At 26.3% G+C, this 14,300-nt stretch carries 15 protein-coding genes; all 15 read left to right on the top strand.

Going from position 1 to position 14,300, the window contains the following annotated elements:
• The first annotated feature begins 75 nt into the window (after nucleotides 1-75).
• The 15 genes from TY07_RS07470 to TY07_RS07400 all read left to right on the top strand — a co-directional run bounded on the left by TY07_RS07470 (nucleotide 76) and on the right by TY07_RS07400 (nucleotide 14,241).
• Nucleotides 76-672 (top strand): sugar transferase, encoded by a 597-nt coding sequence (locus TY07_RS07470; protein ID WP_042397535.1) that lies wholly within the window; start codon nucleotides 76-78, stop codon nucleotides 670-672.
• 115 nt (nucleotides 673-787) lie between these two features.
• Nucleotides 788-1,522 (top strand): YveK family protein, encoded by a 735-nt coding sequence (locus TY07_RS07465; RefSeq protein WP_042397532.1) that lies wholly within the window; start codon nucleotides 788-790, stop codon nucleotides 1,520-1,522.
• Nucleotides 1,473-2,168, top strand: a complete 696-nt coding sequence (locus TY07_RS07460) for a CpsD/CapB family tyrosine-protein kinase (RefSeq protein WP_042397531.1) — start codon at nucleotides 1,473-1,475, stop codon at nucleotides 2,166-2,168. Before TY07_RS07465 ends, TY07_RS07460 begins: the two co-directional genes overlap by 50 nt.
• Nucleotides 2,169-2,187: 19 nt before the next feature.
• Nucleotides 2,188-2,877 (top strand): acetyltransferase, encoded by a 690-nt coding sequence (locus tag TY07_RS07455; protein ID WP_042397527.1) that lies wholly within the window; start codon nucleotides 2,188-2,190, stop codon nucleotides 2,875-2,877.
• Entirely contained in the window at nucleotides 2,846-4,003 is a 1,158-nt protein-coding gene (locus TY07_RS07450; protein ID WP_042397524.1) for a glycosyltransferase family 4 protein, read from the top strand. The genes TY07_RS07455 and TY07_RS07450 overlap by 32 nt, the downstream gene beginning before the upstream one ends.
• A 20-nt stretch (nucleotides 4,004-4,023) precedes the next feature.
• The gene (locus TY07_RS07445; protein WP_042397520.1) at nucleotides 4,024-5,139 is read left to right on the top strand and encodes a glycosyltransferase; all 1,116 of its coding nucleotides are present in this window, start codon (nucleotides 4,024-4,026) and stop codon (nucleotides 5,137-5,139) included.
• Nucleotides 5,140-5,151: 12 nt separating this feature from the next.
• Nucleotides 5,152-5,715 (top strand): serine O-acetyltransferase, encoded by a 564-nt coding sequence (locus TY07_RS07440; RefSeq protein ID WP_052330639.1) that lies wholly within the window; start codon nucleotides 5,152-5,154, stop codon nucleotides 5,713-5,715.
• A gap of 25 nt (nucleotides 5,716-5,740) precedes the next feature.
• Nucleotides 5,741-6,628, top strand: coding sequence for a glycosyltransferase family A protein (locus TY07_RS07435; RefSeq protein ID WP_042397519.1), 888 nt, complete (start codon nucleotides 5,741-5,743; stop codon nucleotides 6,626-6,628).
• Nucleotides 6,629-6,660: 32 nt separating this feature from the next.
• On the top strand, nucleotides 6,661-7,731 hold the full coding sequence (locus tag TY07_RS07430) for an EpsG family protein (RefSeq protein ID WP_042397516.1): 1,071 nt from the start codon (nucleotides 6,661-6,663) through the stop codon (nucleotides 7,729-7,731).
• Nucleotides 7,722-8,492: a glycosyltransferase family 32 protein gene (locus tag TY07_RS07425; RefSeq protein ID WP_341349574.1), complete on the top strand. Its 771-nt coding sequence runs from the start codon at nucleotides 7,722-7,724 to the stop codon at nucleotides 8,490-8,492. Before TY07_RS07430 ends, TY07_RS07425 begins: the two co-directional genes overlap by 10 nt.
• Before the next feature lie 7 nt (nucleotides 8,493-8,499).
• Entirely contained in the window at nucleotides 8,500-9,693 is a 1,194-nt protein-coding gene (locus TY07_RS07420) for a glycosyltransferase (protein ID WP_042397510.1), read from the top strand.
• 13 nt (nucleotides 9,694-9,706) lie between these two features.
• Nucleotides 9,707-10,735 carry a glycosyltransferase family 2 protein gene (locus TY07_RS07415; protein ID WP_042397507.1) on the top strand — a complete coding sequence of 343 codons (1,029 nt, stop codon included), beginning with the start codon at nucleotides 9,707-9,709 and terminating at the stop codon, nucleotides 10,733-10,735.
• 11 nt (nucleotides 10,736-10,746) lie between these two features.
• Nucleotides 10,747-11,931 (top strand): glycosyltransferase, encoded by a 1,185-nt coding sequence (locus TY07_RS07410; protein WP_198133982.1) that lies wholly within the window; start codon nucleotides 10,747-10,749, stop codon nucleotides 11,929-11,931.
• Between the two features lie 24 nt (nucleotides 11,932-11,955).
• Nucleotides 11,956-13,053, top strand: a complete 1,098-nt coding sequence (locus TY07_RS07405) for a polysaccharide pyruvyl transferase family protein (RefSeq protein ID WP_042397499.1) — start codon at nucleotides 11,956-11,958, stop codon at nucleotides 13,051-13,053.
• Between the two features lie 6 nt (nucleotides 13,054-13,059).
• A complete protein-coding gene (locus TY07_RS07400; RefSeq protein ID WP_042397496.1) occupies nucleotides 13,060-14,241 on the top strand; it encodes a glycosyltransferase in 1,182 nt (393 codons plus the stop codon).
• Nucleotides 14,242-14,300 lie beyond the last annotated feature (59 nt).

Raw genomic sequence — 14,300 nt, 5'->3', positions numbered from 1 at the left:
AATTAGATAAAAATAAAAGGCAAATTAAATAAAAAGAGAATTAAATAAAAAGGTAAGAGAAAAGGGAAGGGTAATATGTTTATAAAAAGACTACTTGATATTGTAATATCAGCAACTGCTTTAATTCTTTTGTCACCATTTATGCTAATAATTTATTTATTAGTAAGAATAAACTTAGGTGGTCCTGCTTTTTTCTTGCAAGAGAGAGTAGGTAAGGATAATAAGATTTTTAAGATGATAAAGTTTAGGACAATGAAAAACTCTACTGATAAGGATGGGAACTTATTAAGTGATAACGAGAGGTTAACTAAGTTTGGAAGATTCTTAAGAAGTTTTAGTATTGATGAATTACCAGAGCTAATTAATATTTTAAAAGGTGATATGAGCTTGGTAGGTCCAAGGGCATTATTAGTTCAATATCTTGAACATTATAATAGTGAACAAATAAGAAGACATGAAGTACTTCCAGGACTTACAGGATGGGCACAAATTAATGGAAGGAACTCTATTACATGGTGTGAAAAATTTAAACTTGATGTTTGGTATGTAGATAATTGGTCGTTATGGTTAGATATTAAAATCTTCTTTTTAACTTTTTGGAAGGTATTTAAGAGAGAAGGAATTAATCAAAGTGAAACTGTAACTATGGAGTATTTTAATGGAACAAATTAATTTAACTTAATTGATAGCAAATCAGGGTAAATAAAGAATAGTTGATGAATTAACTGCTAGAGATAAATGGGGAAATTTATTTATAGATAGGAACTTAGGATATAGGAGGAGTAATATGGAAGATAAATTATTTGATTTTGAAGAGCTGTGGTATTTATTCAAAAGAAGGTTTTGGATAATCATAGTTATTCCGGTTTTAATGACTAGTTTAGCTTTATATAAGGTATCAAAGCTTAAACCAAGTTATAGTGCAAGTGCAAAGGTATTTATGGGGAATAGTAATGATATGCTAGATATTTATTCACAAGATGAGCTAAGTTATTATTCACAATTTATAACTATATTTAGTGAAATATCAAAAATTGATGGATTTTTAGATGATACTTTAAAGAAAAATAAAATAGATAAAACATCACTAGAGGTTGCTTCTTCTTTAAGTTTCTCATCTTCAGAAAACACCCCAATAGTTAATATTTATTACTCAAGTTATACAGATGAACAAATGGAAGAAACATTAAATGCGGTTTGTGATGAGCTTATAGATAAAATAAAGGAAATAATGCCATCAACTAATCCAACAGTTTTAAGTGAAGCAAGAGTTTCAACAATATATCCTAATAAGACAAAGCTTCCTATGATAGCTTTTGCAGCAGGAATAATTATATCAATAGGATTAATTTTAGTTTTGGATTATTTAGATAGTAGGATAATGTCTAAAAAGCAATTAGAGAAAGTTATACCAGTTGCTGTTTTAGGAAGTATACCAATGTCTGAAAGAGAATTTAGAAAGGAGAATAAAAATGTTTATAACGAAAAAAATGCCCAAGTCACTGTCAGCGGAGGCTTATAGAAGTTTAAGAACTAGTATAAAGTTTTCATCTGTAGACAGACCTATAAAAACATTAGTAGTAACTAGCTCAATAATGGGTGAAGGGAAGTCTACTGTAGCAGGAAATATAGCAAACATATTAAGTCAAGATGGCGCAAGAGTTTTAATTATTGATTGTGATTTAAGAAAGCCTTCTGTGCATTATAACTTTTTTATCACTAATGGTGAAGGATTAACAGATGTATTAGTTGGAAATAGTGATTTAAAAAGTGTTATAAAAAAAGTTGATGATTCTCTTTTCTTAATAACAGCAGGAACTGTTCCTCCTAATCCCTCAGAAATTTTAGGGTCTCATGGAATGGAAAATCTATTAGAAGATTTAGCGGTTAATTTTGATTATATAATTTTAGACACACCTCCTGTACTTCCTGTAACGGATGCTTTACTTTTGGCAGCAAAGGCTGATGGAACTCTTATAGTTGTTAAGTCTAGAGTGACTAAGGAAAAGATGGTTAAAGAAACTTATGACAAGCTTATTGATGTAAGAGCAAATGTTATTGGAACTGTGTTAAATGGTTGTGATAAGTCTATTGATAATAAATATTATGGATATTATGGTGACTTTAAAAAACATAAGGAAAAAAAGTTTAAGATAAAGAGAAAGTAAAAAGAGAAGGGTTGCAAAGATGAAAAATATAGTAATCATAGGGGCTGGTGGAGTAGGGAGAGAAGTTTCATTAATAATTCAGCAAATAAATGAATTAGAGCAAACTTGGAATCTGTTAGGATTTATTGATGATAACACTGATAATTGGGGAAAAGTTATTAATGGATATTCAGTAATAGGTGGAATAGATTCATTAGAATTCCTATCTAATGATACGTATATTGTTATTGCTATAGCAAATTATAAAGTTAAAAAGAATATAGTAAATAAGATTAATAATAAATTTAAATTTGCAACTATAGTACATCCAAAAGTTTGGATACATGATTATATGACTGTGGGAGAAGGAACAATAATTTATGAAGGTGCAATCCTTACTGCAAATATTGAAATAGGAAATCATGTAATTATAAGTCCTAAGTGTGGAGTTGGGCATGATTCAATTATTAAAGATTATGTTTCATTATTATGGAATGTTAATGTTTCAGGAAATGACCTTATTGAAGAGGGCGTAATGATGGGATCAGGTTCTACTGTTATTCAAGGTAAAAAAATAGGGAAGGGATCAATAATAGGAGCTGGAGCAGTAGTAGTAAATGATATTGAATCTTTTAGTACAGCTGTTGGAGTTCCAGCAAAGGTTATTAAGAGTGATAAAAGTAAGAGGGGGAATAGTTTTGAAGAGGGTATTGTATGTAACAACTGTTAGCAGGACTATTAATGCTTTTTTAATACCGCATATTGAGATGCTTTTAGAAAATGGATATGAGGTTCATTGTGCTTGTTCCATAGACAAGCCGGTTGATGAAGAACTTTTAAATAAGGGAGTTAAGGTTTTTGAGGTGCCTTTTTCAAGAAATCCTCTTGGTATTGGGAATATTAAGGCCTTTGAAAAGCTTAATGAGCTTCAAAGACTTTATAGTTATGACATAGTACATGTTCACACTCCTATTGCTTCTATTTATGGAAGACTATTAAAAGTTAATTATCACAATATAAAAACTATTTATACTGCTCATGGATATCATTTTTTAAAAGGTGGATCTAAATTGGGGTGGTTATTATATTATCCTATTGAAAAAGCTATGGCAAAGTTAAGTGATGCAGTTATTAATATTAATTCTGAGGATTATGAAATTACGAAAAATAAGCTTAAGCCTAAGAAATGTTACTTTATTAATGGTGTTGGCATTGATTTGAAAAAGTATAAAAAGCTAAGTGAAGATAATATTTCTACTATTAAGGAAAGTTTAGGCTTAAAATCTAATGATTTTGTTGTATTAATGATTGCTGAATTAAATAAAAATAAGAATCATATGCAGGTTATTAATGCAATGGAGTATTTGAAGGATAAGTATCCTAATATAAAGTTGCTTTGTGCTGGGGATGGTAATTATATTACATATCTAAGTGAACAAATAATTTCAAAAGATTTACAAAATAATATATTTATGCTAGGATATAGGCATGATGTAAATAATCTAATAAATATATCAGATATTGGAATTTTAATGTCGTATAGAGAAGGATTACCGAGAAATTTAATGGAGTTTATGGCATGTGGAAGAAAGGTGATTGCTACTAATATTAGGGGCTGTAGGGATATTGTTTGTAATTATAGTGTTGGAACTTTGGTTAATGTTGGTGATGCTGAAGCAACAGCTCATGCTATTGAAGATTATTATCTTGCAAGTGATAGAAGATTTATAGTGTCTGATGAAATTAATAAGTATGATATTAGGAATGTCAATAATGAGCTTCTTAAGGTTTATGAGGATATTGAATTAGAGATTAATGGTGAGAAGGGATTAGCTTCTTATGCTACTAATAGGTAAAGATAATAGGAGAAAATATTATGGATAAGGTGTTACATGTTTTACCAATGAACAAGATGAGTGGTGCTGAAAGAATGGCATTATTAATATGTAAAAATATGAAACAATATGAGCCAGTTGTAGTTTGTGGTGGTGAAAATTTATCAAATATATTTAGTGAAAATGAAATAAAAAGTTATAATATGAAGTTTTCAATTAAGAACTTATTAGGTAGTATAAGTAATTTAAACAAGATTATAAAAAATGAAAATATAAAAATTGTACATGCTCATGATAATACAGCATCTCTAATTTCATATTTGGCTAAGAAGTTATTTAAATTAGATGTAAAAATAATATCTCATATCCATAATTGTTATCCTTTTTTAAAAGGAAATGGGTTTAATAAAAAAATAGATAAATATTTAAGAAATAAATATGATTTTAATATTACATGTGGAAAGATTGTAACAGATTTTTATAAAGAAAATACTGATTATTTTAATGAGAATAAGAACTTAACATTATCTAATGCAATGGATATAGATTATATAACTAATGTTGATAAAAGGGAGATTGAAGAAGTAATAAAAAAATATAGGATACCTACTAATAAAAAGGTATTGGGCTTCATTGGAAGGCTAGATGAACAAAAAGGAATAATTCCTTTTATAAAGGAATTAGCAATGTATAAAGATGAGTTTGGTGATTCTGTAATTCTTTTAGTTGGAAATGGTTCGCAGGAAGAGGAAGTTAAGGCTTTAATTAAGGAACTTAAATTGGAGGAAATGTTTATTTTAACTGGATTCCAAGATAATGTTAATGTGTTTTATCCAATTATTGATGTTTTCTTTTTACCATCTTTATATGAAGGATTACCTATGGTTTTATTGGAGGCAATGGCATTTAAAAAAGCTATTGTTAGTATGAATGTGGGAAGTATAAATGAGGTTATTAATAAGGAGACTGGTATCTTGATTGGTGAGGGAGATTATCAGAAATTTATTAATGAACTTATTAGAATTAAAAATAATAAAGAGTTAACTACAGTTCTTGGATATAATGCTTTTAAGCTTGTAGAGGAACAATTCAATATTCAAGGTTATGTTGAAAAAATAATAAAAAAGTATTATTCGATAATAAATAATATAGCTTAAGAGGTTTAAGAAATGAAATCGGAGCTAAAGGAAATTATTAATTCAGATTTGTTTAGAATTGGTGGCAATACAAGTAGAAAGATGCTATTTATTAATCAATTATTAAATCCAACATTTAAATTTATATGTATTCATAGAAAATGTAATTTTTATAGAGATAGAAATAAAATTAAGTACTTATTTTATAGAATTAGGTTGTATAGATTAAATATAAAGTATGGTTTTGAAATATCTAATAAGGCAAAGATTGGAGAAGGATTTAAGATAGACCATAGAGAGTCAATTATAATAAATCCAAATGATATTTTGGGCAAGAATGTGAATGTTACATCTGGAGTATTAATAGGTCAACAAAATAGAGGGAATAAAAAAGGTTTTCCAATTATCGGCGATAATGTATGGATTGGAGCTAATATAAGTATTGTTGGGAAAGTTAATATTGGAAATAACGTGATGATTGCACCAGGATCATTTATCAATTTTGATGTTCTATCAAATTCTATAGTTTTAGGTAATCCATGGGTCATAAAAGAATCATTAATAGCAACAGATGGTTATATCGGATGGCCAGTTTAAATAATTATTTAAGGAGATAGTGATTATGGATAAAATACTTACGGTATTTACACCAGCATATAATAGGGCATATACATTATATAAGTGTTATGAGAGTCTAACAAGACAAACGAATAAAGATTTTAAATGGATGATTATTGATGATGGATCAACTGATAATACTTCTGATTTAGTTGCAAAATGGAAAGAAGAATCGGATTTTGAAATTATATATATATATAAACAGAATGGGGGAATGCATACAGCACATAATACAGCTTATGAAAATATAGATACAGAACTAAATGTATGTATAGATTCAGATGATTATTTAACTGATGATGCAGTTGAAATAATAGTTACTGAGTGGGAAAAAATCAGAAGTAAAAAATTAGCAGGATTAGGAGCGTTAAATATTTTTAAATCAGGTGAAATCATAGGAAGTAAGTTTCCTGAAAATATAAAATTGAGTAAATACTTTGATATTTATAATAAATATGGAGTAGTAGGTGATAAAAAATTTGTTTATAGAACTGAATTAATTAAAAACTTTCCATATCCAGAATACGAAGGAGAAAAATATGTAGGTTTAGATTATAAATATAAAAAACTAGATGAAGAGTATGAATTGGCTTTAATAAATAAAGTAGTATGTGTGGTTGAGTATATGGAAGATGGATCATCTAAGAATATGCTTAGACAATATAGAAATAATCCAAGAGGATGGTGTTTTTTTAGAGTAGAAAATTTAAAAATACCAAATACTTCATTAAAGTTTAAATTTAAAGAATCCATACATTATGTATCAAGTTCTTTAATGATAAAAGATAATAATTTATTTGAAATGACACCCTATAAGGCTTTAGCTGTATTAGCATTTCCTTTGGGCTATTTATTAAAGGTTTATATAGTATCTAAAACAAATAAGATATAAAATTATTTCTTTCGAATAGGAGAATATGATTAATGGCTACAATGTATGCGACTTTAATTACAACATTTATTTTTTCGTTTTTATCAAGGATATCTAGTGATAAGAAATATAGAGTTTTAGCTTTATTTTGGGTAGTAATTGTTTCGAGTATTTTAATTATTTTTGCAGGATTTAGAACTGGAGCAATTGGTGATACAGGTATGTACATGCATTCATATAGATTATATGCTAATGATCCGAGTACACTTAAGCTTGATAGAGATGGTGGATTTGCTATTTTAAATTTAATATTGATTCAATTCTCAAGTGATCCACAAACATTAGTTTTTGTTACATCCTTAGTTGTACAACTACTTAATATGATAATTTTTTATAAGTATAGGAGTTATTTAGAGTTGCAAGTTTATATTTATATAGCATCAGGATATTTAACCACTACAATGAATGGAATGAGACAATGTGTTGCAGCTGCTATACTTTTTACTTTTACTACATTTATAATTAAGGGAAAATTTAAGGAGTATGTTGTTATTGTATTAATAGTTTCAACAATACATGCTTCGGCGTTAATTATGATACCAGTATATTTTATTGTAAGGCAAGAAGCCTGGTCTAGAAATGTAATGATAATGATAGTATTAGCATGCATTGGAGTAGTATTTTATAATGTTTTAAGTCCAATTTTATTTAAAGTATTAGAGAATACTCAATATGGAGGGTATTCTGAATTTAATGAAGGTGGATCTAGCTTTATTAGAACTGTAGTAAATATGGTTCCAGTATTTTTAGCATATGTAAAACGAAATAAATTGAAAGAGGAATGGCCAGAAAGCAATATATTTGTAAATATGGCTGTGATAAATGTTATATTTGTAGCATTTGGTATGTTTAATTGGATATTTAATAGATTTACTCTATATATGCAATTATATAATTTTATACTAATACCTTTTATTATTAGAAATTGCTTTAAAGGAAAAGAAAGACGATTACTTTATTTAGGGGTAATACTTTGCTATTTTGTGTTTTTTTATAGAGAACAAGTTATTGGTATGAATATGAGTTATCCAAGTGTTTTAAAAATAGAAGATTTATTTTATTAAGTTTTATACAAAGGAGTTTAATTATGCAACAAAAAATACCTAAAATAATTCATTACTGTTGGTTTGGAAAAAAGGAAAAGCCCAAAATAGTTAAAAAATGCATTAAATCTTGGGAAAATGTACTAAATGAGTATGAAATTATAGAGTGGAATGAAGATAGTTTTGATATAGATTCAAATAAGTTTGTAAGACAAGCTTATGACGCAGGAAAATTTGCATTTGTTAGTGATTATGTTAGGGTATATGCTTTGTATAATTATGGGGGGATATATATGGATACTGACGTAGAAGTGTACAAGCTATTTAGTGAAGAAATTTTAAAAAATGAATCTTTCTGGGGATTTGAAGAGAAAAACTATATAGCAACAAGTACAATTGGAGCTAAAAAGGACAATAGTTTAATAAAAAGTTTTTTAGAATCATATGATGATAAGAATTTTATAAAGAATAATGGAGAGTTTGATACATTAACTAATGTTGCAATAGTGACTGAGATGATTAAAGGTTTAGGCGTAAATTTAGATGGCAGTTATCAAGAGGTTAAAGGTGTAGCAACAATTTATCCACAAGAGTATTTCTCACCATACGATTATATAAATTGTTATAGCAAAAAGACAAAAACAACTTATACTGAACACCATTTTTATAAGAGTTGGCTTCCTTTTAAAGAAAGAGCAAAAGGTAATTGTAAAAAGGTTATTGCAAAAATAATTGGTGGATATAGAGTTGCTAAGATTAGAGAAATGATAATTAGGGGTTGAAAGTTATATGAAAAAGGTATTAATTTCATCTTTTGATATGGAAGTTGGTGGAGTTGAAAGAAGTTTAATAAGTATGCTAAATAATTTTGATTATGATAATAATCAAGTAGATTTAATGCTATATAGGCATAAAGGTGATTTTATGAAACTACTACCTAATAAACATAATTTACTTGATGAGATACCAGAATACTCATCTTTTAGGAAATCAGTTGCTGAGGTAATTAAAGAAAAAAGATATATATTAGCAATGACTAGGATATTAGCAAATTTAAACTCAAAGATAATAGGGAAAGTTAAAAAAGTAAGTGAAGTTGGATATTATCAAATGCAACTTATGTGGAGATATTCATTACCGTTTTTACCTAAATTAGACAAACAATATGATGTAGCTATAAGTTATCTTTGGCCCCATTATTTTATAGCTGATAAGGTTAAGGCTAAAAGAAAGATTGCATGGATTCATACTGATTATTCTACTATTGAAACTGATATTGATATGGATTTAAAGATGTGGAATAAATTCGATAATATAATTTCAATATCTGATGATTGTACAAAAGCTTTTTTAGATAAGTATCCTACATTAAAAGATAAAATCGTATTAATTGAAAATATAACATCACCACAATTTATTATTAATATGTCTAATGAGGAAGTTGATGATGATATATCAAAAGTAAAAGGATTTAAAATAGTTAGCACAGGGCGTTTATGTTATCAGAAAGCATTTGATAATGCAATTATAGCTTTAAAGATATTAAATGATAAAGGGTATAAAGATATAAAATGGTATATTGTTGGATATGGTGGAGATGAAGGAAAACTAATGGGATTAATAAAAGAGAACAAATTAGAAGAAAATTTTATATTGCTAGGTAAGAAGATAAATCCTTATCCGTATATGAAGGCGTGTGATTTATATGTACAACCATCTAGATATGAGGGAAAAGCAGTAACTGTTACAGAAGCAAGAATACTAGAGCGACCTACATTAATAACAAATTATCCAACAGCCAAAAGTCAATTAATGGATGGTTTTGATGGTAATATATGTGATTTATCGATAGGAGGTATTGTTGATGGAATTGAAAGATTATATAAAGATAAAAATTTAAGAAATAAATTAGCATTTAACTGTAAAAATACTGATTATAGCAATAGTTATGAATTAGAGAAATTATATAAGTTATTTAATTAATACGGAGGAAAAGATGAGGCCATTAGTAAGTGTTATAATTCCAGCATATAATTGTGAGGCTTATATGAGTAAATGTATAGAAAGTATACTAAGTCAATCTTATAAAAATATAGAAGTAGTTATTGTAAATGATGGATCAGTTGATAAAACAGAAGAGGTTATAAAAATATATGAAAAATTAGATAAGAGAATAAAATATTTTTCTCAAAAAAATTTAGGTCCGTCTATTGCAAGAAATATTGGAATAGAAAACTCTAATGGAGAGTACTTAATGTTTATAGATGCTGATGATAGTGTAAGTGATATATATGTAGAGAAATTATTAAATAAGATACGTAGTGAAAATTATGATATAGCTTGTTGTGGATATGTTGATGAGAGTAAGTACGGAGTATTTAAATTAAACGACTTTTGGCATGAAAATTACAGATTAGATAAGTCTAAGTTTTTAGATTGTGTATGCAATGGTGTTGGCGGTGTATTATGGGCTAAAATATTTAGAAAAGATATTATTATAGAGAACAATATAAGAATGGATTCCAAAATATTTATGAGTGAGGATTTAATTTTTATACTTGAATATTGTAAATATAGTGAACGATTTGGAGTTATAAATGAAAATTTATATTATTATAATAGATTAAATGATAACAGTATAAGTTCAAAGATAGATATAAATTATTTAGAAAACTATATTTTATTAGTTAATAAGATAAATAAATTATTAGGTGAATTAAATGTTAATAAAAATAAAGTTAATTTAATTGAAATTACCAAAGTACAAGCTTTAGTAAATAAAATATTAGTTAGTGAAACCTATAGATATTTAGAATATAGAAATAAAGACATATTTGTTAAAAATATAAGGGTAATTTTAGAAAGTAATTTTATAAAAAAATATAAATCTCAATTTGTTAATGGTAATAGCTTTGATAAAAGAATGAATAGATTAATAAATGATGAAAAATATATTAAGTTGTTACATTTTAATATATTTATAATAAAGTTGAGGAAAATAAAAGATAAATTATTAAGGAGATAAAGTGCTGTATTATGAAAAATATACTATTTGTTTTAGACTCTCTTACATGCGGAGGAGCAGAAAAAAGCTTAATATCTCTTTTAAATAGTATAGATTATAAAAAATATAATGTTGATCTTTTACTATTTAAAAGAGGTGGAGAATTTGAAAAGTTTCTTCCGGGGAAAGTTAACCTATTGGAAGTGCCAGAGTATTTTAAATTTTTAAATGGAGAATATGTAGGTTCTATAAAGAATAAAGCTATGTATTTAAGTACAAGACTTAAAACATCTTTAAGTTTAAGAATTAATAATAAAAGTAAACAAAAAATACACTCGGAACAAATAGTATATAAATGTATAAATAGTTCTTTAAATACTATAAATAAAGATTATGATATTGCAGTAGCCTATAGTCAGGGGTTACCTACATATTTTGTATCTGAAAAAGTCAATGCTAAAAAAAAGTTAGCTTGGATTAATTGTAATTATATAAGTACTATGTATGATAAAGATTTAGATAATAAATTCTATAATAAGATAGATAAAATTATTGTTGTATCAAAGTTTATATATGATTCTATGTCAAAGATGAAATATGGATATAAGAATAAATTAAAAATAATTTTAGATATTGTTGATCCAAAGCTAATACTAGATATGGGATTAGAGGAAGAGGCAAAAGAATTAAAAGAAAATAATGATTTTAAAATATTAACTGTTGGTAGATTAGCTACAGTTAAAGGGTATGATCTAGCTGTAAAAACAGCTAGGTTACTAAAAAATAATAACTTAAAATTTAAATGGTTTATTATTGGAGAAGGTCCTGAAAGAAAAGAAATCGAAGAACTTATACAAGAGTACGATGTTGAAAATGAAGTTATATTATTGGGGGCTAAGTCCAATCCATATCCATATATGAGGGAATGTGATTTATATGTACAAACTTCAAGAAAAGAAGGGTTTGGATTAACTGTAATTGAAGCTAAAATATTAAAAAATGTAATAGTAGCAACTAAATTTGATACAGTCAATGAACTATTAACTAATAACGTAGACGGAGTTATAGTTGATAAAGATGAAAATAGTATATATGAGGGAATAAAAAAAGTTATAAATAAGCCTGATTTTTATAATGAAATTAAAAGTAATGTTGATAAGATTAAACCATACAATTCTATAAATGAAATAAATAAATTTTATGATGAGATATCTTAAGTATTAGTAATAGGGGAATAGGTTATGAAGAGGATTTTTGTTGATATATATTTGGCATATAATTTAGGAGATGATTTGTTTTTAGATATATTATCTAGGAAATATACTAATGCTGAATTTACAATTAATTATGTAGGTAATGATTATGATGAGTTTATCGCTAGATATAATAATATTAAAAAAAGAAAATATAATTTAGTAGATAAAATAATTCAAAGACTTAAGATAAAAGATACTTTAACTAATTATAAAGAAATAGCAGAAAAGCATGATGCCATGATATTTATTGGTGGGTCTATATTTAGGGATGAAAGTTATCATGAGAGTTTATATAAAGATAGAGTAAATATGGTAAATGAATTTGAAAAATTAAATAAGCCAGTATTTATATTAGGTTCTAATTTTGGACCATATACTAGAGAAAGTTTTTTAAATGATTATAGAAACTTTTTTGCTAAATGTAAGGATATATGCTTTAGAGATACATATTCATACAATTTATTTAAAGATATGGAGCATGTAAGATATGAACCGGATATAGTATTTCAATTAGATTTAAGTAGCTTTAAAAAGCATGAAAAAAAAAATACAATTGGTTTTTCAATAATAGATGTTAATCATAAAGATGGGTTAGCAGAGTATGAAGATCAGTATATAAATAGTAATGCGAAAGCAATTAAATTATTAGTATCTAAAGGATATAGATGTTGTTTAATGTCTTTCTGTAAAAAAGAGGGGGATGTAAGAGCCATTAATTTAATATTATCAAAATTAAACAATAATATAAAAGAAAATGTAGATGTTTATGAGTATAAGGGGAATTTGGAAGAGGCATTTAATATAATATCAGAGTTTAAACTTTTTATAGCAGCAAGATTCCATGCAAATATTATAGCACAATTGTTAGAAGTACCTATATTACCAGTTATATATAGTAATAAAACTTCTAATATGCTTAGAGATATTAATTTAGATTCCATAATGATATCTATGGAAAATTTAAGTAAATTATATAATGAAGAAGTAATTAAAAAAGCATTTAGTAATATGGCAGATTTAAATGAAGTTACCATTAATTCAAAAGCTCAATTTAAAAAATTATCTTTATTTATAAAAGAGTAGGTATATATGAAAAAAGTATTATTTATGTTAATAAATATGAACGTAGGTGGAACTGAAAAGGCATTATTAAATATGATTGTTGAAATGCCGAGGGATGAATTTGATATAACAATTTTAATGTTAGAGGAATATGGAGGATTTTTAAAAGATATACCCAAGAATGTTAAAATTAAATATTTAGATTACTACGATGAAATTAAAGATATATTAAATAATCCACCACAGCAAACAGCCAAAGAATTAATTAAAAATAGAAAAGTAATTAAGGGAGTAAATACCTTAATATCACATTTTATTTCTAAAGTAAAAGGAGAAAGAAGTAATTTTTTTAAATATGTTTTAAAAAGTTATCCCAATATTACAGAAGAGTATGATATTGCAGTAGCTTATGCAGGGCCAATGGATTTTATAAGCTATTTTATAGTAAACAAGGTAAAAGCTAATAAGAAGATACAATGGATACATTTCGATGTTACTAAAATAGGTTTAAATAAAAAATTTGTAGAAAAGATATATGATAAATTTGATAAAGTATTTGTTGTATCAAATGAGGGCAAAGATAAACTTATTAATTTAGTTCCAATACTTAAAGATAAAGTAGATACATTTTTTAATATTATTTCTTCAAAATTAATATTAAAACAAGCTAATGAAGATATCGGGTTTAATGATGATTATAGTGGTACTAGAATTTTAACTGTAGGAAGATTAACTAAAGAAAAAGGACAAGATTTATTCATAAAAGCATTAAAGCGATTAAAAGATGATGGATATAATGTTAGAGGCTACTGTGTTGGAGATGGAACATATAGAAAAAACTATGAAAAAATAGTTGAAGAAAATAACCTTCAAGATGACTTTATATTTTTAGGAGCTAAAACTAATCCATATGTATATATGAAAGCATGTGATATATATTTACAACCATCTAGACATGAAGGATATTGTATTACTTTGGCAGAAGCAAGATGCTTTAATAATCCTATAGTAACTACTAACTTTACTGGGGCTAATGAACAAATAAAACATGAAAGGACAGGATTAGTTTGTGATATTGATGAATTTGAAATTTATAAATGTTTAAAAAGAATATTAGATAATAAAGATATTAAACACAATATCATCAAGAATTTAGAAAGTGTATTTATAAATACTACAACAGAAATAGAAAAATTGAAAAATATATAATTAATTTTGAATCTGTTAAGCTGATATGAAAAAATAGCTTGATTTTTAATAGAATTGCT

Source organism: Clostridium saudiense, from assembly GCF_000577815.1.
Classification (GTDB): Bacteria; Bacillota; Clostridia; order Clostridiales; family Clostridiaceae; genus Clostridium; species Clostridium saudiense.
Note: the sequence above shows the minus strand (reverse complement) of the source record. Positions and strands in the feature narration are given on the sequence as shown.